At 64.8% G+C, this 21,954-nt stretch carries 26 protein-coding genes; 17 read left to right on the top strand and 9 right to left on the bottom strand.

Features of this window, described 5'->3' with window-relative positions; genetic code table 11:
• Nucleotides 1-44 precede the first annotated feature (44 nt).
• From ACWA1Q_RS13430 to ACWA1Q_RS13390, 9 genes are all read left to right on the top strand, one after another.
• On the top strand, nt 45-1,088 hold the full coding sequence (locus tag ACWA1Q_RS13430) for a metal ABC transporter solute-binding protein, Zn/Mn family (RefSeq protein ID WP_463758045.1): 1,044 nt from the start codon (nt 45-47) through the stop codon (nt 1,086-1,088).
• Nucleotides 1,085-1,921 carry a metal ABC transporter ATP-binding protein gene (locus ACWA1Q_RS13425; protein WP_463758043.1) on the top strand — a complete coding sequence of 279 codons (837 nt, stop codon included), beginning with the start codon at nt 1,085-1,087 and terminating at the stop codon, nt 1,919-1,921. Before ACWA1Q_RS13430 ends, ACWA1Q_RS13425 begins: the two co-directional genes overlap by 4 nt.
• Nucleotides 1,921-2,802, top strand: coding sequence for a metal ABC transporter permease (locus ACWA1Q_RS13420; RefSeq protein WP_463758041.1), 882 nt, complete (start codon nt 1,921-1,923; stop codon nt 2,800-2,802). Before ACWA1Q_RS13425 ends, ACWA1Q_RS13420 begins: the two co-directional genes overlap by 1 nt.
• Before the next feature lie 21 nt (nt 2,803-2,823).
• Nucleotides 2,824-3,222 carry a Fur family transcriptional regulator gene (locus ACWA1Q_RS13415; RefSeq protein ID WP_463758039.1) on the top strand — a complete coding sequence of 133 codons (399 nt, stop codon included), beginning with the start codon at nt 2,824-2,826 and terminating at the stop codon, nt 3,220-3,222.
• Nucleotides 3,223-3,392: 170 nt separating this feature from the next.
• On the top strand, nt 3,393-3,629 hold the full coding sequence (gene rpmB, locus ACWA1Q_RS13410) for a 50S ribosomal protein L28 (RefSeq protein ID WP_108392276.1): 237 nt from the start codon (nt 3,393-3,395) through the stop codon (nt 3,627-3,629).
• Nucleotides 3,629-3,796, top strand: a complete 168-nt coding sequence (rpmG, locus tag ACWA1Q_RS13405) for a 50S ribosomal protein L33 (protein ID WP_091182394.1) — start codon at nt 3,629-3,631, stop codon at nt 3,794-3,796. Before rpmB ends, rpmG begins: the two co-directional genes overlap by 1 nt.
• Before the next feature lie 3 nt (nt 3,797-3,799).
• Nucleotides 3,800-4,105 (top strand): 30S ribosomal protein S14, encoded by a 306-nt coding sequence (gene rpsN / locus ACWA1Q_RS13400; protein ID WP_463758038.1) that lies wholly within the window; start codon nt 3,800-3,802, stop codon nt 4,103-4,105.
• 307 nt (nt 4,106-4,412) lie between these two features.
• A complete protein-coding gene (locus tag ACWA1Q_RS13395) occupies nt 4,413-4,700 on the top strand; it encodes an HU family DNA-binding protein (protein WP_121671915.1) in 288 nt (95 codons plus the stop codon).
• Between the two features lie 116 nt (nt 4,701-4,816).
• Nucleotides 4,817-6,781 (top strand): bifunctional copper resistance protein CopD/cytochrome c oxidase assembly protein, encoded by a 1,965-nt coding sequence (locus tag ACWA1Q_RS13390; RefSeq protein ID WP_463758036.1) that lies wholly within the window; start codon nt 4,817-4,819, stop codon nt 6,779-6,781.
• On the opposite strand, the gene ACWA1Q_RS13385 is transcribed toward ACWA1Q_RS13390, so the two are convergent.
• Nucleotides 6,778-7,911, bottom strand: coding sequence for a hypothetical protein (locus tag ACWA1Q_RS13385; protein ID WP_463758035.1), 1,134 nt, complete (start codon nt 7,909-7,911; stop codon nt 6,778-6,780). The two genes, ACWA1Q_RS13390 and ACWA1Q_RS13385, sit on opposite strands and share 4 nt — an antisense overlap.
• Nucleotides 7,912-8,046: 135 nt before the next feature.
• On the opposite strand from ACWA1Q_RS13385, the gene ACWA1Q_RS13380 reads away from it, so the two are divergent.
• A complete protein-coding gene (locus tag ACWA1Q_RS13380) occupies nt 8,047-9,363 on the top strand; it encodes an ATP-dependent DNA helicase (protein WP_463758033.1) in 1,317 nt (438 codons plus the stop codon).
• A gap of 67 nt (nt 9,364-9,430) precedes the next feature.
• On the opposite strand, the gene ACWA1Q_RS13375 is transcribed toward ACWA1Q_RS13380, so the two are convergent.
• From ACWA1Q_RS13375 to ACWA1Q_RS13355, 5 genes are all read right to left on the bottom strand, one after another.
• Nucleotides 9,431-11,122 (bottom strand): long-chain-fatty-acid--CoA ligase, encoded by a 1,692-nt coding sequence (locus tag ACWA1Q_RS13375; protein ID WP_463758032.1) that lies wholly within the window; start codon nt 11,120-11,122, stop codon nt 9,431-9,433.
• 59 nt (nt 11,123-11,181) lie between these two features.
• On the bottom strand, nt 11,182-11,835 hold the full coding sequence (locus ACWA1Q_RS13370) for a biliverdin-producing heme oxygenase (RefSeq protein WP_463758030.1): 654 nt from the start codon (nt 11,833-11,835) through the stop codon (nt 11,182-11,184).
• 58 nt (nt 11,836-11,893) lie between these two features.
• A complete protein-coding gene (locus ACWA1Q_RS13365) occupies nt 11,894-12,439 on the bottom strand; it encodes a hypothetical protein (RefSeq protein ID WP_463758028.1) in 546 nt (181 codons plus the stop codon).
• Nucleotides 12,440-12,475: 36 nt separating this feature from the next.
• The gene (locus ACWA1Q_RS13360; RefSeq protein ID WP_463758026.1) at nt 12,476-12,889 is read right to left on the bottom strand and encodes a DUF4383 domain-containing protein; all 414 of its coding nucleotides are present in this window, start codon (nt 12,887-12,889) and stop codon (nt 12,476-12,478) included.
• Nucleotides 12,890-12,983: 94 nt separating this feature from the next.
• Entirely contained in the window at nt 12,984-13,289 is a 306-nt protein-coding gene (locus ACWA1Q_RS13355) for a DUF2470 domain-containing protein (protein ID WP_463758024.1), read from the bottom strand.
• A 124-nt stretch (nt 13,290-13,413) separates the two neighbouring features.
• On the opposite strand from ACWA1Q_RS13355, the gene ACWA1Q_RS13350 reads away from it, so the two are divergent.
• The 4 genes from ACWA1Q_RS13350 to ACWA1Q_RS13335 all read left to right on the top strand — a co-directional run bounded on the left by ACWA1Q_RS13350 (nt 13,414) and on the right by ACWA1Q_RS13335 (nt 17,984).
• On the top strand, nt 13,414-14,391 hold the full coding sequence (locus tag ACWA1Q_RS13350; RefSeq protein WP_463758023.1) for a TIGR03885 family FMN-dependent LLM class oxidoreductase: 978 nt from the start codon (nt 13,414-13,416) through the stop codon (nt 14,389-14,391).
• On the top strand, nt 14,388-16,058 hold the full coding sequence (locus tag ACWA1Q_RS13345) for an alpha-amylase family protein (RefSeq protein WP_463758022.1): 1,671 nt from the start codon (nt 14,388-14,390) through the stop codon (nt 16,056-16,058). The genes ACWA1Q_RS13350 and ACWA1Q_RS13345 overlap by 4 nt, the downstream gene beginning before the upstream one ends.
• A gap of 105 nt (nt 16,059-16,163) precedes the next feature.
• A complete protein-coding gene (locus ACWA1Q_RS13340; RefSeq protein ID WP_463758020.1) occupies nt 16,164-17,432 on the top strand; it encodes a serine hydrolase domain-containing protein in 1,269 nt (422 codons plus the stop codon).
• Nucleotides 17,433-17,465: 33 nt separating this feature from the next.
• Nucleotides 17,466-17,984 (top strand): DinB family protein, encoded by a 519-nt coding sequence (locus tag ACWA1Q_RS13335; RefSeq protein WP_463758018.1) that lies wholly within the window; start codon nt 17,466-17,468, stop codon nt 17,982-17,984.
• Between the two features lie 7 nt (nt 17,985-17,991).
• Here ACWA1Q_RS13335 and ACWA1Q_RS13330 read toward each other — a convergent pair whose 3' ends face one another.
• Nucleotides 17,992-18,828 (bottom strand): SDR family NAD(P)-dependent oxidoreductase, encoded by an 837-nt coding sequence (locus ACWA1Q_RS13330; RefSeq protein ID WP_463758017.1) that lies wholly within the window; start codon nt 18,826-18,828, stop codon nt 17,992-17,994.
• Nucleotides 18,829-19,010: 182 nt separating this feature from the next.
• Here ACWA1Q_RS13330 and ACWA1Q_RS13325 point away from each other — a divergent pair, with 182 nt between their 5' ends.
• Genes ACWA1Q_RS13325 through ACWA1Q_RS13315 form a run of 3 tightly spaced genes read left to right on the top strand, consistent with a single transcriptional unit; the run spans nt 19,011 to nt 20,715 of the window.
• Nucleotides 19,011-19,475 carry a DUF4383 domain-containing protein gene (locus tag ACWA1Q_RS13325; protein WP_463758016.1) on the top strand — a complete coding sequence of 155 codons (465 nt, stop codon included), beginning with the start codon at nt 19,011-19,013 and terminating at the stop codon, nt 19,473-19,475.
• Entirely contained in the window at nt 19,476-19,937 is a 462-nt protein-coding gene (locus ACWA1Q_RS13320; RefSeq protein ID WP_463758014.1) for a DUF2243 domain-containing protein, read from the top strand.
• A complete protein-coding gene (locus tag ACWA1Q_RS13315) occupies nt 19,930-20,715 on the top strand; it encodes a cytochrome c oxidase assembly protein (RefSeq protein ID WP_463758013.1) in 786 nt (261 codons plus the stop codon). The genes ACWA1Q_RS13320 and ACWA1Q_RS13315 overlap by 8 nt, the downstream gene beginning before the upstream one ends.
• A 4-nt stretch (nt 20,716-20,719) precedes the next feature.
• Here ACWA1Q_RS13315 and ACWA1Q_RS13310 read toward each other — a convergent pair whose 3' ends face one another.
• Both ACWA1Q_RS13310 and ACWA1Q_RS13305 read right to left on the bottom strand, forming a co-directional pair.
• Nucleotides 20,720-21,388, bottom strand: a complete 669-nt coding sequence (locus tag ACWA1Q_RS13310) for a hypothetical protein (RefSeq protein ID WP_463758011.1) — start codon at nt 21,386-21,388, stop codon at nt 20,720-20,722.
• A 34-nt stretch (nt 21,389-21,422) separates the two neighbouring features.
• Nucleotides 21,423-21,926 (bottom strand): universal stress protein, encoded by a 504-nt coding sequence (locus ACWA1Q_RS13305; protein ID WP_463758010.1) that lies wholly within the window; start codon nt 21,924-21,926, stop codon nt 21,423-21,425.
• Nucleotides 21,927-21,954 lie beyond the last annotated feature (28 nt).

Raw genomic sequence — 21,954 nt, 5'->3', positions numbered from 1 at the left:
ACGCTCGGATTGATAACCGTTATCATTACGGGTAACGTAAACCTGTGAACAAACGACTCCGCGCCCTCGTACTCCTGCCCGCCGCAGCCCTCGTTCTGAGTGGATGCTCCACCGCAGCGGCGGATGCACCCGCCGAGCCGACCGGCATCCGGGTGGTGTCTTCGACCAACGTGTACGGGAGCATTGCCTCGGCGATCGGCGGGGAGCACGTCGATGTGACGAGCATCATCAACTCCTCCGCCCAGGACCCGCACAGTTACGAGGCGAGCGCCCAGGATCAGCTCACCATCTCGAAGGCCGACGTGGTCATCGAGAACGGCGGCGGATACGACCCGTTCCTCGACTCCCTCGTTGAGGCAGCCGGCTCGGACGACCTCGAAATGGTGAACGTCGTCGACCTGTCCGGGCGGGCCGCTGAGGACGAGCGCGCCGAAGATGAGCACGCCGAAGATGAGCACGCTGAAGACGAGCACGCCGAAGATGAGCACGCCGAAGAGCACGCTGATGAGCACGCCGAAGACGACCATGGTCACGCTGACGGCGACGACCACGGGCACATCGAGGGGCTGAACGAGCACGTCTGGTACGACCTTGCTGCGGCCGACGCGCTTGGCAGCTCGCTCGCGCACGTGTTCTCGCACCTCGACGAGGAGAACGCCGAAGTCTTCGAGAAGAACTACAGCGCCTTTTCCGATGAGCTCGCCGCCCTCGCCGCCTCAACGGACGAACTCAAGTCGGAGTTCGACGGAACCAGCGTCGCGGTGACGGAACCCGTCCCGCTCTACCTGCTCGAGGCATCCGGTCTGGTCAACGTGATGCCTGACGCATTCACCGAAGCCATCGAAGAGGGAAGCGACGTGTCACCGGCGAGCCTCAGGGACGCTCTGGCCATCTTCGAAACCGGAGACGTGGCCCTGCTCGCCTACAATGAGCAGACGAGCAGCCCGCAGACCGAACAGGTCAGGGATGCTGCCGAGAAGGACGGCGTTCCCGTCGTTTCCTTCGCGGAGACGCTTCCCGACGGTGAGGACTATGTGAGCTGGATGACCGAGAACATCGCCGCGATCGCGGCCGCCCTTCGCTCGTGACGGGAGTCCCCACCGACCACAGGCATCCGAGCAATCCGATCCTCAGCCTGAGGGACGCGGCGCTCGGATTCGGTGATCGTGTGCTTTGGGACAACCTCACCCTCGACGTCTGTGCCGGCGAGTTCCTCGCCGTTCTCGGCCCGAACGGCTCCGGCAAGACAAGTCTTCTCAAGACGATCCTTGGCCAGCAGGCCCTTGATGCGGGGACGATCCGGTTCGACGGACACGCCGTACGCCGCGGTGACCGGCGGATCGGCTACATCCCGCAGCAGAGGCTCATTCCGGGCGGGACACCCATGCGCGGGCGCGATCTCGTCGCGCTCGGTGTGAACGGGCACCGGTTCGGCCTCCCGGTCAGCCGCGGCTCGGAGAAGCGACAGGTCGACGCTCTGCTCGAGTCCGTCGGAGCATCCGACTACGCTGACGAGCCGGTCGGCAACCTCTCCGGGGGTGAACAACAACGGCTGCGGGTGGGTCAGGCCCTCGCTGGGGACCCACGGATGCTGCTCTGTGACGAACCGCTGCTCAGCCTCGATCTTCAGCATCAGCGGGGCGTTTCCGAACTGATCGACCGTCGTCGGCGCGAACACGGCACGCCTGTGGTGTTCGTGACCCACGACGTGAACCCGGTGCTCGGCATGGTCGACCGCATCCTCTACCTCGCCGGTGGCCAGTTCCGCGAAGGAACGCCGGATGAGGTGCTCCAAAGCGACGTGCTCACCCAGCTCTACGGCACCCCGATCGATGTTCTCCGCACCGGCGGCCGCGTGGTCGTCGTAGGGATTCCCGACAGCGAAACCCACCACCATCACCACGGTCACGGGGAGAACTGATGTCTTCCTGGAAACTCGCGAACGCCGTCGACGACGGAATCTGGTCGCGCCTGTTCAACTTCGAGAACTACGGCGAACTCCTCGGGCTCGTGCAGAACTCGATCCTCGCCGGAGCAATTCTCGGGATCGTCGGAGGCCTCATCGGTGTCTTCGTCATGCAACGGGACATGGCGTTCGCCGTGCACGGCATCAGTGAACTGTCGTTCGCCGGGGCGGCTGCTGCGCTTCTGTTCGGCTTCAATGTTGTCGCCGGTTCCCTGGTGGGGGCGCTGGCCGCGGCCATAGCGATCGGCCTCCTCGGATCGAAAGCGCGGGACCGTAACTCGATCATCGGGGTGCTCATGCCATTCGGGCTGGGACTCGGCATTCTCTTTCTCGCGCTGTATCCCGGTCGCAGCGCCAACAAATTCGGCCTGCTCACCGGTCAGATCATCTCGGTCGACGACCCCCAGCTGACCTGGCTGAGCATCATCAGCCTCGTCGTTCTCGTGGGGCTCCTGCTGATCTGGCGCCCGCTGAGCTTCGACAGCCTCGACGCGGATGTCGCTGCCGCGCGCGGCGTGCCAACGAGATTCGTGTCACTCGCCTTCATGGTGCTGCTCGGACTCATCATCGCTGTGTCGGTTCAGATCATCGGCGCCCTCCTCGTTCTCGCCCTCGTCGTCACGCCGGCGGCCGCCGCCCTTCGTCTCTCCGCCTCACCGATCGTCGTTCCGGTGATCGCGATGCTCTTCGGTTTCGTCTCCGCCGTCGGCGGCATCCTTCTCGCCATCGGTGGTTCTCTGCCGATCAGCCCGTACATCACGACGATCTCGTTCCTCCTGTACCTCACCGCCCGAATCGTCGGGCTCCGGACCAGGCCCCGAGCCGGGCTACGCTAGAGCTGAGCGAGGCGGTGGAACATGGCAGTGAAGAGGAACACCTGGCAGCGTGAAGCTGTGCGGGAGGCACTCGACTCCCGCGACGGTTTCGTCAGTGCACAGGGCCTGCACCAGGGGCTTCGCGATGCCGGATCCCACATCGGACTCGCAACGGTCTATCGCACTCTCGCCGACCTCGCGAACGTCGGCGAAGCGGACTCCCTGCAGTCTCCTGAGGGTGAAAGCCTGTACCGGGCCTGCGCGTCGACGGGTCACCACCACCACCTGATCTGCCGTAACTGCGGGCTCACGGTCGAGATCGCTGCGACCGAGGTCGAGGTCTGGGCGAAGAAGACGGCATCCGACCACGGTTTCACCGATGCCCGCCACGTCGTCGACATTTTCGGTCTCTGCCCGGCGTGCACCGCGGCATCCGCCTGATCCCGTTCGCGGATGAGCGGATATTCCTGTACGCTAGACCCTTGGCTGAGTGGGCACCTCCCACTCGGATCGCACAAACAATCCCCCTGTAGTGAAATGCGGGTGGTTTGCGTGTGCCGACAAGAGATCTTGGGCAGGGCGAGAGTCCTGCGGTACTGAAGGAGAGAACCATGGCAGCAACCTGCCAGGTGACCGGAGCCATTCCCGGCTTCGGACACAACATTTCGCACTCGCACCGGCGCACCAAGCGTCGCTTCGACCCGAACGTGCAGAAGAAGACGTACTTCGTACCGTCACTTCGCCGTAACGTCACGCTCACGCTGAGCGCCAAGGGCATCAAGGTTATCGATGCTCGCGGAATCGAGTCCGTCGTCAAGGACCTCCTGGCGCGTGGGGAGAAGATCTAATGGCTAAGGCACAGGACGTACGTCCGATCATCAAGCTTCGTTCGACGGCAGGAACCGGTTACACCTACGTGACCAAGAAGAACCGTCGCAACAACCCAGACCGTCTCGTACTCAAGAAGTACGACCCCGTAGTGCGCAAGCACGTTGAATTCCGAGAGGAGCGCTAAGCCATGGCTAAGAAAAGCATGATCGCGAAGAACAACCAGCGCAAAGTTATCGTTGAGCGTTACGCGGCAAAGCGCCTCGAGCTGAAGAAGGCCCTCGTGGACCCGAACGGCACCGACGAGTCGCGTGAAGCTGCTCGCCTCGGCCTGCAGAAGCTTCCCCGCAACGCCTCACCGGTGCGCCTGCGCAACCGTGACGCTGTTGACGGACGCCCCCGCGGCCACCTCTCGAAGTTCGGCATCTCGCGTGTCCGCTTCCGTGACATGGCTCACCGCGGCGAACTGCCCGGCATCACCAAGTCGAGCTGGTAACACCAGATTCTCCGTTCCCAACGGGTGTCTGCCTTCGGGCAGGCACCCGTTGGGTCGTTAACGAGCGTGTTCCGCGAAAAGACGCGGAATTTCGCTCTCGGCGTGATTCTTCACCCGAAATGGGTGCAAACAGCGCCAGATGCTGTGACACGCCGGAGAAAATGAGGCCACATGGCCCGTACTTCCGCGAGATCATGCGGAACTCTGGTACATTCAAGGCGGTCAGACAGACCGGCCCGAGTGCACCATCGGCTCGGGCACGTAATGAAACAGGCTGTAGAAAGCAAAGTCCGAGGAGGACAACTCAATGGCTGATAAGTCGCTTAACAAGACCGAGCTCGTTGCAAAGATCGCATCAGAGACGAACCAGAGCCAGGCGACCGTAGGCGGCGTCCTCGACTCGCTGTTCGCCGTTCTCGCTGACTCCGTCAGCAACGACGTCAAGGTCACCATTCCTGGATGGCTCGCTGTCGAGCGCACCGCACGCGCAGCACGCACCGGTCGCAACCCGCAGACCGGCGCCGAGATCCAGATTCCTGCCGGTCACTCGGTCAAGGTTTCGGCTGGATCGAAGCTCAAGGCTGCCGCAAAGTAGTCGACTTCGAAGGGGGATGCCACGCACTGCGTGGCATCCCCCTTTGTCGTTAACGCGCCGGTCGACCATCAGCCGTCCCGGAGGTTGGCGGGCACGGCGCACCGTAGGCTGGAGTGGTGCTTCGAGTAACCCGGATCGTCGGCCCTGCCCTCCTCGTCGCCGTCGCCCTCCTGGTTCTTCTGATCGGACTGGCCTACGGCGGGGGAGCCAACGAACGACCCATCGGTGACCCCGGCGCCGTCGTTCGATTCGGGCTGCCGATCGCCAAACTCTTCGTCAACCTTGGCGCGGCCGTCACCCTCGGCGCTCTCGCTCTCGCGTTGTTCGCCCTCTCTCCTAAGAAGAACGAGTACCATCGCGCCCTCGACATCGCGGCATCCGGGGCAGCCGTGTACACGGTCGCTGCGGGCGCCACCGGCTTTTTCACGTTCCTCAACGTCACGGGAACCGCAATCACGTTCGACGACCAGTTCGGGGCGAAACTCGGCCTGTTCTTCAGCGACGTCGAACTCGGGCAGGCGTGGCTGGCAACGACCCTGATCGCGGCAACCCTCACCGTGCTGTGCTTCGCTGTGCGTGGCCAGATCCTCATGGTCTTCGTCGGAGTGCTCGCACTCATCTCCTTCGTTCCCATGGCCCAGCAGGGGCACGCAGCGGGGACCGCAGGGCACGACGCCGCCGTCACCTCCCTCGGTCTGCACGTCGTCTTCGCCGCTATCTGGCTCGGTGGTCTCGTCACCATCGTCCTGATCCGGAGCACCCTCGAGTCCGGCCGTCTCGTTGCCGTGATCGCTCGGTACTCCAGCCTCGCGCTCGTGGCGTTCATCGTCGTCGCGGTGTCGGGGTACGCGAGCGCTGAGCTCCGGATCGGATCACTCGACCGTCTCCTCACCCCGTACGGCGTGCTCGTGCTCGGAAAGGTCGCCGTGCTGATCGCGATCGGTCTCTTCGGCGCCGCCCAGCGCAATTGGTTGATCAGAAAGATGCAGGCGTCGCAGAAGGCGATCAGCGGCTACTTCTGGTGGATCGTCGTCGCCGAACTCGGGTTCATGGGCATCGCGTCGGGCCTCGCCGCAGCGCTTGCGCGCACAGCGACACCGGTGCCCGAGGAACTCGCCGCCGCACCCACCGCCGCGGAACTGCTGACCGGTGAGCCGCTGCCGCCTGAACTCACCTTCGCCCGTTACTTCACGAGCTGGGACATCGACCTGATCTGGCTGCTCATCACGGCCTTCGGCATCTTCTTCTACCTTGCCGGGGTCGTGCGGCTGAGGCGCCGGGGCGACCGCTGGCCGATCCACCGCACCATCTTCTGGGTGACCGGCCTCGTCGTGCTCTTCTACCTGACGAACGGCGGCATCGCGGCGTACCAGGACTACCTGTTCAGCGTGCACATGCTCGGCCACATGGGCCTCACCATGGTCGTCCCCGTGCTGCTCGTGCCCGGTGCACCGGTGACACTCGCCATGCGCGCGATCGAGAAGCGCGAAGACGGCTCTCGCGGCCCCCGCGAGTGGATCCTCTGCGCCGTCCACTCGAAGTTCGGCACCGTGCTCGCGAACCCGCTCGTCGCTGCCCTGCTCTTCGCCGGGTCGCTCTGGATCTTCTACTACTCGCCCCTGCTGCGCTGGGCGATGACCGACCACATCGGGCACGAGTGGATGATCGTGCACTTCGTTCTCACCGGCTATCTGTTCGTGCAGTCGCTCATCGGGGTCGACCCGGTTCCGTACCGGCTGTCGTACCCGTTGCGGCTGCTGCTCCTGCTCGCGACCATGGCCGCGCACGCGTTCTTCGGCCTCGCCATCATGTCGAACGTCGGGCTGTTCCTCGCTGACTGGTTCGGTGCGATGGGCCGTACGTGGGGTCCGACGCCGATGGTCGACCAGCAGATCGGTGGAGGTATCGCCTGGAGCCTCGGTGAACTGCCGACGATCGCTCTCGCAATCACCGTCGCCATTCAGTGGAGCCGGACCGACACCCGCGAGCAAAAGCGGCACGACCGCAACGCCGACAGGACGGACGACGCCGAACTCAAGGAGTACAACGAACAGCTCGCCCGGATGGCGGCACGCGACTAGCGTCCGGAATCGCCGTCTTCGGAGATGGTGACCTCGACACTGCCATCAGACATGATGTACGCGTTTCCGACCATGGAGAACGGCACATCTTCGTCGTAACGGGTGATTGTCCCGTCGAAGAGGGACTGGACGTCTGCACGCAGATGCGCGTCACCGTCGACCGTCGGGATCACCCAGGAGTCGGTGCCGGGCTCGAGCGTGATCTCCGGGTAGTCCTCGAACGACCAGGTCGGGTCGCCCTGGATGCGGTCATCGACGACGATCCCGAACGGGCATCCGGTCGGCTGCAGCACCTTCTGCTCGGTACAGGCATCGAGTTTGGCGTTGACGGCCTCCTGCACGGCGGTCACGAGGTCTTCTGTCGCTTCCGCTGTGACGGCAGCCTCATGGACCCGGCTGGGCACGTCGATGAGTACTGACTCGGGCTCCGAGATGACGAAATCGCTCGTCGACTCGAACACATACTCGCCGGGGGTGAAGACCTGCACGTTGACGATGTTGTCGAACGAAGGTGCTGTATCGCCGGTGATCGACCGGGTGTCGAGGTCGAAGCCGTTCGCTGTGAAGACGGTCGCGTGATCGATGGCGAGGTTCACGACGGCGAGCGGGCTCTGCTCGAACGTCCAGGTCGGGATCAGGGGGAACCTGGTGCCCTCACGTCTCACCAGGAAGGTCGACTCGCCGTAGGTACCGTTGCTCTCATACGACCAGGTCACCGCGTGCACGCCGTCGCCCTCGTCAACATCTTCAAGCTGCGTCAGTTCGGTGATCTCGGGGAGCACTGCCTTACGTAACAAGGCGTTGCTGCTGGTTTCGGGCAGTCCGGCAGCCTTGAGTTCCGGTTTGTCGAGCGCGACGCCGGGAATGCGCAGCGCGGACGCGGCATCCTTCTCCTGAAGTTTGCTGAGGTAGTTCCCAACGAAAGCCCCGGCTCCGTACACGTCACGATTCAGGGCGCCAAGCGCGGCGAAGGCGGCGGCGATGAGCATCGTGCCGACGACCGCCCACGTGATGGCGGCCCTCGTGCGCTCCGGCATCGATTGCTTCAGCTCCGGCGCCGGCGGTTCTTCCTGAGCCGACGGTGCGCTTTGCTGGTGGTGCATCGGGGCGGGGGCGGGGGGCTGACTCACGCAGCTATCCTACGGCGGACGGGACGGTTACCCCATCCGGGCAGCAGGAGAACGCGGATGGCGCTCCACAGCCCGTACGCCTCTCGTGGCTGCGGCGAATACGATGGATAGTTCAGCGAACATCCGAAGGTACACGTGACGAACCCCCAGCCGGCCATCGAGCTCTCCCCGGAGCAGCAGTCCGTCTTCGACCGGATCGAGGGCACCCGGGAACACGTTTTCGTCACCGGGCGCGCCGGAACCGGCAAGTCGACACTGCTCAACCACCTGGCCTGGCAGACCGAGAAGCAGATTGTGATCTGCGCGCCGACAGGCGTTGCCGCTCTCAACGTGGGCGGGCAGACCATTCACTCGCTGTTCCGGCTCCCGATCGGGCTCATCGCCGATCACGACATCGACCAGAACGACCAGGTCCGTAAGCTCCTCAACACCATCGACACTCTCGTCATCGACGAGGTGTCGATGGTCAACGCCGACCTCATGGATGCCATCGACCGCAGCCTCCGTCAGGCGCGGCAGCGCAGGCACGAACCGTTCGGCGGCGTTCAGGTGGTGCTGTTCGGAGACCCGTATCAGCTGGCGCCGGTGCCGGGACAGGGCGAAGAGCGCAACTACATCGCGGATACCTACCGCTCGTTCTGGTTCTTCGACGCCCGGGTGTGGCAGGAGACGACGCTCAACATCATCGAGCTCACCGAGATTCACCGGCAGTCGGATGCCGACTTCAAGTACATGCTCAACGCGGTGCGGCACGGGCAGGTCACCGCGCAGATCGCCGGAGCACTCAACACCATGGGGGCACGGACTCCGCCGGATGACGGCACGATCACCCTCGCCACCCGCAACGACATCGTCAACCGCATCAACGCGGCAGCCCTGGCGAAGCTGCCGGGCCGCGCGCTCAAGGCCGCCGCCGAGGTCAGCGGTGATTTCGGCAAGTCGGCGTATCCGGCAGATGAGACCCTCGAACTCAAGGTCGGTGCCCAGGTGATGTTCCTGCGCAACGACACCGGCGGCGGTGGCGAGGGCCAGCGCTGGGTCAACGGCACGATCGGCCGCGTCACCAAGATCGACACCAACGTGTACGTGGACCTCGACGGCGACATCGTCGAAGTCGAGCCCGTGGTGTGGGAGAAGTACCGCTACAGCTACATCGCGGCAACGAAGCAGCTCAAAAAGGACATCGTCGCGGAGTTCACCCAGTTCCCGCTCCGGCTCGCCTGGGCGGTCACCATCCACAAGTCGCAGGGAAAAACCTATGACAGCGCGATCGTCGACCTCGGTTCCCGCGCGTTCAGCCCCGGCCAGACCTACGTCGCGCTCAGCCGGCTGACCTCTCTCGAGGGGCTGTATCTGACCCGGCCGCTGCGACCCAGCGACATCCTCGTCGACCCGGATGTCGAGCGATTCATGCGGTTCGACCGCCCCGAGCCCCTCGCACCCGGCGCCTGACCGAAATGACAGTAGTGGCCCGAAAACTCGAGGTTTTCGGGCCACTGCTGGCATCTCGATCGAACCGTCAGCTCGAGAGCATCCGTTCCTTCACGTCCTTGCGGAGAACCTTGCCGATGAGCGAACGGGGCAGGTCGTCGACCTGGACGATGCGCTTCGGGATCTTGTAGGCGGTGAGTCCCTTGCGGCAGAAGTCGCGCAGGGCGTTCTGGTCGAAGCTCGCGCCGTCGTTCATCACGACGGCAGCGGCGACATCCTCGCCACCGCTTTCGCGGGGCATCCCGACCACGGCGGCCTCCCGCACATCCGGGTGTCCCATCAGCGCGAGTTCGACCTCGGTCGGTGAGACGTTGAAGCCGCCCGTGACAATGAGTTCCTTGAGCCGGTCGACGACGGTGACGAACCCGTCATCCGAGACCTCGACGATGTCACCGGTGCGAAGCCAGCCATCACCGATCAGCGCGGCGGCGGTTTCGGCTGGGCGCTTCCAGTAGCCGGAGAACACCTGGGGTCCTCGCACGAGCAACTCGCCCGCTTCACCCAGCCCGCGATCGACGGTCGGGTCCTCCGGGTCCACGACGCGGATCTCGGTGCTCGGGAACGGCACGCCGACGGTCGACGGACGACGTGAGGGGCCCATCGGGTTGCCGAGTGCGACGGGAGAGGTCTCGGTCATCCCGTAGCCCTCGACGAGGAGACCGCCGGTCGCCGTCTCCCACCGTTCGACGATCGACACGGGGAGACTCATCGCACCTGAAATCGCGAAACGGATGCCGGAGAGGTCGACTTTCCGGTGTTCAGCCGTGCGCGCGAGCGCCTCATAGATCGGCGGGACGGCGGGCAGGAAGGTGGCGGGGGTCTTCGCGAACGCCGACAGCACGAGGTCGACGTCGAACTTGGGGAACAGCACGACCGCTGCCCCGATGCTCATGGCGAAGGTGAGGCAGAGCGTCATGCCGTAAGCGTGGAACAGGGGAAGTACCGCGTAGAAGACCTCGGACCCCTCGGAGAGGCCGGGTACCCACGCGCGACCCTGGGCGGCGTTGGCCAGCAGGTTCGTGTGGCTGAGCATGACGCCCTTGGGAGTGCCGGTTGTTCCGCTGGTGTATTGCAGCAGGGCCAGGTCGCTGCCCTCCGGGCGCGGATGCTTGCGGCGCAGGCTTCCGTGCGACAGGAGCGACGACCACGACGACGTGCCGCGAACCGGTGAACCCGTCGTCAGCGCCTGGCGTGAAGCCCGCGCCTTGGGGATGGGGAGATGGAGCGCGACGCGGGTACCGAACGGCATCGCGCGGGTCACGTCGACCGAGATGACGGCGTCGATCGGAAGGTCGGACGGGAAGTCCGTGATGGTCCCCGCGACCTTGTCCCAGGCGATGACGACCCTGGCGCCGTGGTCCTCGAACTGGTGCCGGAGTTCACGTGCTGTGTAGAGCGGGTTGTGTTCGACGATCACGGCGCCGAGGCGGAGAACCGCGTAGAAGGCGACGACGTGTTGCGGGCAGTTCGGCAGCACGATGGCGACGCGGTCCCCCTTCTCTACCCCGAGGCGGCGCAGGCCCTCCGCGGCGCGGCTGATCTGGTCGCCCAGCTCGGCGTAACTCGTCGTCTCACCAAAGAATTGCAGCGCGGTGTGTCGCCGGAACCTCGAAACGGCCTCCTCCACCATGTCGACGAGTGACCCGGTCGGCGGGTCGATTTCGTGCGGGACTCCCGGCGCATAGGCGCTGAGCCAGGGTTTGGTGGCGAACGGGTTCACACTTCTCCTCTGTGAATAGGGCGCGACGGATGCCGGGGCAGCCGCCTCTGGTGTACGTGTCAGGCGACCGACTGGGCCTTGGCCACAGCCAGATCGCGGAACAGGTCGGTGTTGAAACGATAGGCGACGAGAACCTCGTCGATGACACGCGCGCGTTCCTCGTCGTCCCACGGCACGGCATCCAGCTGCTCGCGATAGGTGTCCTTGAATTCACGCGGTTTGGCGATGTCGCCGAAGAGGTAGAAGCCGACGCCGTTCGTGTCGAAGCCGAACTGGCGCTGCATGATGGTGCGGATGATCTGACCGCCGGACAGGTCGCCGAGGTAGCGCGTGTAGTGGTGGGCGACGAAACCGCCCGCCCACGTCGCGCCGACCTCGTCGATGCGTGCGACGTATGCCGCGGTTGTCGGGAGCGGGGTGATCTGCTCGCGCCAGATGTCACCGATGAGGAAACGGAGATCCTCTTCGATGGCGGGCAGACGGGTGAGTTTGTCCGAGATGAACGGCCGGGCGACGGGGTCTGTGCGCATCCGCTCGGCTGCGCGTTCGATCGCTTCGTAGATGAAGAAATGCTGGGCGACGAGGGCGATGTAGTCGTCGCGGGTGCCCTTGCCGGTCATCAGGTCGCCCATGAAGTCGGCGCCTTCGCTCTCGGAATGACTCGCTCGCGTTCGTTCACGCAATTCCTGCGAGAACGGGATGATGTTCGACATCGCACTCCGACATTGGCGGTTAGGGTGACCTTAGCTTAGCGAGGTTCCCCGAGGGCAACTAGTGTCCGGAGTGCGGTCCGGGGGCGTCCTTGACCGTGTTGGTGCCGTGTTCGCCGTGGGGCACGGCTTCGGTTCCCGCCTGTGTTCCGGCCAGAGCGGGGGTGACGAGGCCCGCAACGAGCATGGCCCCGAGGGTCATGCCGAGCAGGTATCTGCCGGGTCGGGGAGCGGATGCCGCCGGTCGCGGCGATCCCGCCCGTCGCCGCGAGATCGCGAGGCCGGCTCCGAGGAACAGGCTGAGTACGACCGACGCGGCCATCGGACCGAACGGCAGGAGCGCGGTCGCGCCTGATCCACCGAGGACGATGGCGACGGTGACGTCGAGGCCCCACAGGAGGAGCGGCGTGAGCGCCAGGGGGAGCGCGGCGTTGGGCAGGATCAGCCTGCCCGTTGCCAGGACCGCGACGCCCCAGGCGAGCTCGGCAATGCCGAACCCGACCAGGAGAATCGCGAGTAAGGGAGGAGAGCCCGCTCCGATCGCGAGATGGACGAGACCGACCCCCAGGCTCGTCAGGGCTATCACGCTTCGACTGACGTGGTTCACGGCGAACTCCCCTCCCGGTCTGAAATCAGCGGATCGCTAGGCGGCGACGCGGCTGGAGCGGACCGACTTGTCCGCCGCGAGGCCGACACCGAGCAGCACGATCGCGCTGCCGAGGTGCAGGAAGTGGTCCGCCGTGTTGAGCGCGAGGACGTTGAAGGCGGTGCCGACGAGGAAGAAGCCGACGATGCCGAGCAGCAGATATGCCGCACCGACAACCGTGTTGGTGGCGCGCGCCGCCGCGACATTCGAGAGACCGGCGATCAGGAGCGCAATACCGATCAGGAGGTGGGCGACGTTGTGCAGTGGGTTCACCGCGAACAACCCGAGCAGGAGGTTTCCTTCGGTCGCGAAAAAGCTCAGGCCGCCGGTCACGGCGAAGCCGAGCACCCCGACGAGGAGGTAGACGCCGCCGAAGGCGGTGGCGAGAAGTCGGTTGGGTGACGTGCGCATGGTTGCATCCTTCTGAGTGAGAGTGCGACCGGTGTCGCACATCATCAGATTCGGAAGCCTCACGCAAACGGTTTGGTCTTTCGCGCAGGTTTCTTCAGTGAGGGCGGGGTGGAACGCCGAGTTTCTCGCAGGCCCTGTCGTAGAGAACGACGACCTCACGACGGATGCCGCTGCGCTCGGCCACCGGGGAACTCCAGTCGATCCGCGCCTGGGTCTGCGTGCCGTCCGCGGCGGTGAGCGCCCACACGCCACCATCGCCGTCCAGGCCGGTCATCACAGCCGACGCTGCTGCCGGGTCGAGAAACGCCCGGACGATGAGCAGATTGTCGTCTGCGTGGTCCGAGTTCATGTGACGAAGAACAGCGTCGACGACCTCGGGGCTGAAGATGTGGGCGGGCATGGGATCCATTCGAGCGCAGTGCCGCGCCCGGGTCAACTCCGGATATCACGCGGACAGTCGACATGCGAGGGGTAGCCGCCCTGCGACGAGCTTCCCTAGGCTCGGTCGAAACCGAAAGGGATCCATGACAGTCTTCGGCTTCCACGCCTCCCATGAACAGGTCCACCCGAGCGCTCTGCTCGACGCCGTGATCCACGCGGAGGCCGCCGGTTTCCAGGCAGCCATGTGCTCGGATCATTTCGCCCCGTGGAGCGAGCGGCAGGGGCACTCCGCTTTCGCCTGGGCGTGGCTCGGTGCCGCGCTCCAGGCCACGAATCTTCGACTCGGTGTCGTCAACGCTCCCGGTCAGCGTTACCACCCGGCGATCATCGCGCAGGCGGCCGCGACCCTCTCCGCCATGTACCCGGACCGGTTCTGGGCAGCACTCGGCTCAGGCGAGGCGATGAATGAGCACATCACCGGTGACGCGTGGCCCCGCAAAGACGTGAGGAACGCCCGCCTGGCCGAGAGTGTCGACGTGATGCGACGGATGTTCGCCGGAGAAGAAGTGAGCACGGATGGTCTCGTCACCGTCGATCGGGCGAAGCTGTGGACCCGCCCTGCTACCCCGACTCCGCTGCTCGCCGCAGCCGTCAGCCCCGCAACGGCCGAGTGGGCCGCCGGCTGGGCAGACGGCCTCGCCACCGTGGCGCAAGCCCCCGACGACCTGAAACGAATGGTCGACGCCTATCGAGGGGCGGGCGGCGCCGGCCCCCTGGTTCTGCAGGTGCACCTCAGCTATGCGAAGACGGATGCTGAAGCGCTCGCGATCGCCCACGACCAGTGGCGCACGAATGTCTTCTCTCCGCCGGTCTGCTGGGATCTCGACACCCCCGAAGCGTTCGACGAAACAGCGAAGCATGTACAGCCGGACGACATGCACTCCACGGTCCTGGTCTCATCCGAGCCCGCCTGGCATGCGGAGAAGCTCGCGGCGTTCGCCGACCTGGGGTTCGACGAGATCTACCTGCACCATGTCGGTGTGGAGCAGACCGAGTTCCTCGATATGTTCGGTGATCAGGTTCTGCCGCAGCTGGCCGCGCGGACGGCGGCATCCGCATGAGGATGACCGACACGTCCGACCTGTGGTGGAAGACAGCCGTTGTCTACTGCCTCGACGTCGAGACCTTCATGGACTGGAACGACGATGGGATCGGCGACCTCGCCGGCCTCGCCCACCGGATGGATTATCTCGCCGAACTCGGGGTGACCTGCCTCTGGCTCATGCCGTTCTACCCGACACCGGATCGCGACGACGGTTATGACATCACCGACTTCTACGGCGTCGACCCCCGGCTCGGGCATCACGGCGACCTGGTGGAGATTCTCCGCACCGCGAACGACCGCGGCATGCGGGTTATCGTCGACCTCGTCGTCAACCACACCTCCGACAAGCACCCATGGTTCAAGTCCGCGCGCTCGAGTGTCGACTCGCCCTACCGCGACTTCTACGTGTGGGTGGACGAACCTCCCGCGAACGAAGCCGAGACGGTGTTCCCCGGTGTTGAGGACAGCGTGTGGGAGCTCGACGAGAAGACCGGGCAGTACTTCCTGCACCGGTTCTATAAGCACCAGCCGGACCTGAACGTTGAGAACCCCCTCGTTCGCGACGAGATCGCCAAGGTGATGGGCTTCTGGCTCGAACTGGGGATCCATGGCTTCCGGGTGGATGCCGTCCCGTTCCTGCTTGAGCCGACGGAGGCGACGGGCGACGGGGAATACGGGGACCCGCACGACTATCTGAAGACGCTGAGGTCCTTCCTCGGTCGACGCACCGGTGACGGCATCCTTCTCGGCGAGGTCAATCTGCCGCGCGCGGAGCAAGTGGAATACTTCGGCGGCGACAACGCCGACGAACTGAGTATGCAGTTCGACTTCGTCGCGATGCAGAAGTTCTACCTGTCGCTCGCCCGTTCGGATGCTCGACCATTCGCCGATGCCCTCTCTGCACGGCCGGCTATCGCCCGGCAGTCACAGTGGGCGAACTTCGTGAGGAACCACGACGAACTGACCCTCGACAAGCTGACCGAGTCCGAACGCCAGGAAGTCTTCGACGCCTTCGCACCGGAAGAACACATGCGGGTGTTCGACCGCGGAATCGTCCGCCGCCTGCCGACCATGCTCGACGGCGATCCCCGTCGCATCCGCATGGTGTACAGCATGCTCTTCTCATCGCCAGGCACACCCGTGCTGTTTTACGGCGAGGAGATCGGGATGGGGGAGAACCTCGCCATCCCCGGTCGGCAATCGGTGCGAACGCCAATGCAGTGGACCAGCGATGTGAACGGCGGATTCTCCCGCGCACGAGCGTCGAGGCTTGCGGCACCCGTTGTGGACGACGGGTTTTCACCGGAGCATGTGAACGTTGCCGACCAGCGCCACGATCCCGATTCGTTGCTGCAGTTCATTCGCCTGCTCATTCGGACCTACCGCAATTCGGTCGAGATCGGATGGGGCGACTTCTCGGTGCTCGAGCAGCCCAACGACGCTGTGCTGGTGCACTCCGTCTCGGGTGCACAGGGGCGGATGATCGCCGTACACAACTTCAGTTCAGAGCCAGCGATCGTGACGATCGCTGTGCCCGATGCCGGCCCGACCACCCGGCTGGTCGAGTTGCTGGAAAGCGGCGAGGTGACCCTCTCCGAGAAGGGTGAGGCGGAGTTGTCCCTCGGTGCCTATGGCTACCGCTGGCTGCGCGTCGCTGATGAATCGACGCAGCGTTTGTACTGATCGTGTAACAGTCCGTGACATCCCGGCCGCCACAGGCTGAGTGCAGGAAGGCTCGGCTAGACTCCCCTTCTGTAGGGCCATCAGGGGGATGGATTGAGAACGAACATGGCACGAGGTAGAAGCGCAGGCTTGCTGACGGTTGCCGCTGCCGTGGTGCTGGGCCTCTCGGCGTGTGCCGGTGCGACAGCATCCGTCGTCGCCCTGCCGGAACAACCCACTGGTGACCTCCCTTCGGCGTCTGCTGAAGCGCTCGACGCAGCGCTCACCGAAGCGATGGCGTTGGCGGCTGCCCCCGGCGCGATCGTCGGCGTCTGGGCGCCCTGGTCAGGGCAATGGGTGTCGGCTTCGGGTGTCACTGCACCGGGCGGTAGCGAGAAGATGTCGACCGACATGCGTTTCCGGGTCGGCGACAACACCCAGCCGATGACGTGTGACGTGTTGTACGGTCTGGTCGGCGATGGCACGGTCGAGCTTGACGACGCCGTTTCTGATTACCTGCCGTCGATCCGCGGTCTCGACGGCATCACGCTCGGCCAGCTCTGTCACGGCACCGCTGGTCTCGGCGATTTCAGCAAGACGATTGGGCCGCTCTTTCCCGCCAACCCGACTCGCCAATGGTCAACCGTTGAACTCGTCTCAGACGGAATCGCGAGCAAGCGCACCGGCGAGCCGGGAGCCGCGTACGCGCCGTCTGACACAAACTATGCCGTGCTCGGTCTGGCACTGGAAGAAGCGTCGGGCAGCACTGCCAAAGAGCTTTACGGCCGGTATGTATTCGACCGGCTGGGCATGAACGACTCCCTGTTTCCCGAGGCGTCGACCCTCGAGATCGCTCAGCCCTTCGCACCAGGGTGGCATGCGCTCGAGGCCGCTGACGGCACGCTCGCGTGTGAAACACCGAAGGACCAGACGCTGCTGTCATCGTCGCTCGCGTTCACCGCGGGGGGAGTCGTTTCGACGCTCGACGATCTGAACGCGTACGCCCGCTCATTCGCGACGGGCGCATTGCTCGACGAGGATCTGAAAGACGACGCCTGGAAAACCGTCTCCCTCAGTGCGGATGCTCCCAACTGGCAGCAGTTCGGACCGGGCGGGTTGCAGATGGGGCCGCTGCGCGGCCAGGCCGGCTACATCCCCGGTCACATCTCGGCGATGCTCTCGGATCCTGCGACCGGCCTTACCGTCGTTGTCATGCTGAACAACTCGACCGCTGGGCCCGGTTTCGCACAGAATCTGGCCATGAAGCTCGCGTCGATCGCGGCGAAAGCGCCGCCCGCCAAGGGCGAGAAGCTGCCGGTCGTCGGACTGCCCTGGTCTGAGGCGCAGATGACCGAGAAGCTCGTCGCCGGAGCCGTCTGTCAGCCCGAAGACTAGGGCGAAAACGTTTCCTGCCCTAGCGTGGGGCGCATGGCAATCGAACCAGACACCAAGAACTGGACCTGGGTCCTAGACCGGCCGTGCCCGGACTGCGGTTTCGACCCCGCGACGGTGAGCGCCGCCACTCTGCCTGAGCAGTTGCGCGACAACGCGGCATCCTGGGCGGCCGTCCTCACAAGGCCGGACGTTCGCACCCGTCCGGATGACTCGACCTGGTCGCCGCTCGAGTACGCGGCCCACGTTCGCGACGTCTTTCTGGTCTTCCAGACGCGGCTCGATGTCATGCTCACGAAAACGGACCCGGAGTTCGAGAACTGGGACCAGGACGCCGCGGCCGTCGCCGCACGCTACGGAGAACAGGACCCTGCACGGGTCAGCGGGGAACTCGTCACCGCCGGTAACGCCCTCGCCGACGCATTCGAGCGGGTGCCGACGGAGGCGATCTCGCGCACCGGTCGCCGGAGCAACGGATCCCGGTTCACGGTGGAAACGCTCGGCCGGTATCTCCTGCACGATGTCGTCCACCATCGGTGGGACGTGTCGGGCTGACGTACTGTCAGCGTCGCTCGGCGGGTAGTCCGACGAGCTTCGCACTGAGATCCCAGAGTTGCGCAGCAAGCTCCGGGTCGTACGCCTTCGGATTGGCCCGCGAAATAACTCGCTTGTCGTAGTACGCGCCCGAGACCCAGTCGACCCCCGGCACAGTCGTGGCCAGCCAGACCAGGGTATCCGCGCCCTGCTCGGGGGAGATCAGCAGCACATTGAAGATCGAGCGATACACGTGGCGCATCAGGCTCGTCGATCCGGTGGCAAAAGCGGTGCGGACCACGCCGGGATGGAACGCGGCCGTCGCGATCCCGCGCTCGGCGAACCTGTTGTGCAGTTCGCTGGTGAACAGAATGTTGGCGAGCTTCGCGTTGCCGTAGGCGCGGTTCTCGGAGTACCCGTTCTCAGCGTTCACATCGTTGATGTCGAAGCGGCTGAAGCGGGAGTTGGCGACGCTCGACGTATTGATCACGCTTGCCGTGCTGTCGACCAGCCGATCCATCAACAGGTTCGTGAGCAGGAACGGAGCAAGGTGGTTCACCTGGAACGTTTTCTCGTGTCCGTCCTCCGTTATCTCGCGTGAACCGAGGATGCCACCGGCATTGTTGGCGAGAACGTCGATCCGCGGGTAGCGCTCCAGGATATCTGCGGCAAGCAGGCGGACATCCGTGAGCCGGGCGAAGTCGGAGAGCAGGTACTCCGCTCCGATTGACTCAGCGACGGAACGGGTCTTCTCCGGCGACCGACCGACGACGACCACCCGATCACCGCGCTGATGGAGCGCGCGGGCAGCCGCGGCTCCGATTCCGTCGCTTGCGCCGGTGATGAGGACTGTTCGCTGGGTCATTCGGGCCTTCCTGTCGGCTCCTGATCGTATCCGTCCCGGCTGTACAGACCTGGGGCATGAACGATCCCGAGGGCGTTGTCAAGTACTAAAAATCGCCCATTAGCAGGCATTATCGTTGCTGCTGCTGGGGGGCTGCATCGTGTTCCCCAAGGTTGGTTCTCGAATTGAGCAAGGAGCACACCATGACATCACCCGCAAACACATCAAACACCCGCGCCGGCCGCGCCCCCGTACAGCTGGCGGCGCTCGTCTTCGGAATCGTCTTTCTCCTCGTCGGCATTCTCGGATTCATTCCGGGGGTGACAACCAATTACGAAGATCTCCTGTTCGCCGGCAGTGGGTCAGGAGCACTATTGCTTGGCATCTTCCAGGTGTCGATCCTGCACAACATCGTCCACCTCCTCTTCGGTATCGCCGGTATTGCGCTCGCGCGATCCGCTTCCGGTGCACGGAACTTCCTCATCTGGGGTGGAGTGGTCTATTTCGTTCTGTGGATCTACGGCCTGTTCGTCGCCGGTATGGACACAGCAGCGAACTTCGTCCCGCTCAACAACGCGGACAACTGGCTGCACCTCGTGCTCGCGATCGCGATGGTCGCACTCGGCCTGCTGCTTGGCCGGAATACGGCCGCGACCACGCGTCGCTAAGTGGCTCGCAACACCGATTCCGGGCGGAACCTCCTCTCGGGGGTTCTGCTCGGAGTCGGCATCGCCGCCTTCGTGGATGAGGTGGTCTTTCACCAACTCCTCCACTGGCACCACTTCTACGACAGGTCGACCCCCACAGCAGGGCTTGTCTCCGACGGGATCTTCCACGCCTTCAGTTGGTTCGCGACGGTCGCCGCCCTTTTCCTCTTCGCCGACATCCGCCGCAGGCGAACCTTCGAGCCAGCCCGGTGGTGGGGTGGCATCCTGCTCGGAGCTGGTGCGTTCCAGCTTTACGACGGCACGATCCAGCACAAGTTGCTCGGCATTCACCAGATCCGTTACGACGTGGACCTGTTGCCGTACGACCTGGGCTGGAACATTTCTGCCGTCGCGCTCATCGCGGGGGGAGCGGTTCTGCTCGTCCGGTCGAAACGCCCCAGAAAAGTACCGGCCGATGCATAACCACGGCGGCGGTATCTCCGCGATGGAACTTGTGAGCTTCGCACCCCTCGCGGCCATCGCTGTGTATCTCATCGGAGCACTCCGCCCGGGGGATCGACCAGCCTGGCCGCGGCACAGGATCGCCCTGTGGATCGCCGGATGCCTCGTCACGGCGCTGAGTGTGCAGGCCACGGTCGCGGACCATGACGACTTCGCCAGGCACGCCGCGGCCCACGTTGGTCTTGGCATGCTCGCCCCACTGCTCCTCATGCTTGCCGCGCCGGTGACCCTCGCGCTTCGGTCACTCAGTGCGGTCCCGGCCAGGCGGCTGGCGCGAATGCTGCGAAGCAGGCCGATCCGTTTCCTCACCTACCCGGTCACGACAGCCGTGCTGAACCTTGGCGGCTTGTGGTTGCTCTACGCCGGTGGGCTCTACCCGAGCATCCACACCAACGGCCTTCTGTTCGTTGTCGTCCACGTGCATGTTTTCGTCTCCGGTTATCTCTTCTCAGCTTCGATCGCCGGCGTCGACCCCTCCCCGCATGGAGCAGGCTTCGTCACCCGCGCCATCGTTCTGTGCGCTGTCATGGCGGGCCACAGCATCCTGTCGAAGCAGCTGTACGGCAACCCGCCCGCCGGTGTGTCTGCCGCCGAAGCAGAAGTCGGCAGCATGATCATGTATTACGGCGGTGACGCGGTCTCGGTCGGGCTCGCCGTGCTGCTTTTCGCCGGTTGGTACCGCGAAGCCGGTCGAGCGCAGCGCCGTCTCGACGCGCGACCGCAAGAGACTCCGGTTTGAGCCTTCAGCCCCGGCGTGGGTCGCCGTCGGTGTCGCGGGGAAGTAACGCCGGGAGGTCGACTTCGAGGAGTTGCCGAAGCCGTTCCGGCCGCCTCATCTCGTACTCGGGCTCATCGGCGAATGACGACATCCGCTGGTCGAGTTGGGAGACGACGTTGTTGCCGATGTCATTCCACGCTTCGGTGCGGGCGCGATCCACGAAGTTCGCGATGTCGTCCGGGTCTTCCCGGTAGGCCTCGAGGGCGTCGGCGAGGGCCGAGTAGAGCCGCTCCCGCCGCGCGAGGGAGTCAGTGTCGATTCGGTGGTAGTCGTGCGCGTGGTCAGCGATTCCTCCGGAGCGCCCAGCTACTTCCAGGAGCCGTCGCGCGCCCGCGGCATATTCTCGCTGTTCCGCGGCCGCCAGCGACAGCTCTTCGTCGACCACTCGCGCGGCCTGCTCCTCGTCGAACGCTTCCCCTTCCCGGAGGGCACGCACGATCAAACGGTTCCGCACCGCCAGAAAGACGCCGTGTCGAGCGATGAGTAGGCCCTCCTCGAGAGCCTGCTCGAACGGGGCGAGCGGCTGAGGGTCCGGCCGATACGGGGCCGCGGCCGGGGTGTGCCGAAACAGGTGCGCGAGCCGCTTGAACAGTCGCGAAAGCCGTGACCTGCCAGGGCTTCCATTGCTCTCCACCCTGCCAGCGTATGGCATCGGCAGAGCCCCGGGTTCAGTGCGCTGTGGTGCTCTGCTCGGCGTCCGCCGTATGCTGATTCTCGTTGTGTACGACGAGCACGGGGCACTGGGCGTGAGCCACGCACGCCGAGCTCACCGAACCGACCAGCAGGCCCATGAATCCGCCGTGTCCTCGCGAGCCAAGCACGAGCATGTCGGCGCCCGCGCTGTGCCGGATGAGCGCTTTGGCAGGTACGCCTTCGAGCATCGACATTGTGAATCGTTCGGGCTGATCCGAACCGAATGCCGACTCCGCGGCATCCCGAAGCAGCCTCTCGATCTCCTTCTCCGGCGTCCAGTCGGATTCCGACTGGTAGATGTCGTACGACGAGTGAGCTCGTTGCCACACAGCGACGGCTTCGAGCGAGGTGCCGAGGGCATCAGCGAGCCGGCGGGCTTCGCGCAGAGCCTTCACCGAGGAGCGAGACCCGTCGACACCGACAACAATCCGGTTCTGGGCACCGGGCGTTGCAGGGTGAGCTGAACTGGTCTCCGTCATTCTCACAGTATCCTCGGTGCAGCCTGAG

Source organism: Mycetocola sp. TRD_SC_2, from assembly GCF_055361225.1.
This window is presented reverse-complemented; position numbering and strand designations above follow the sequence as displayed.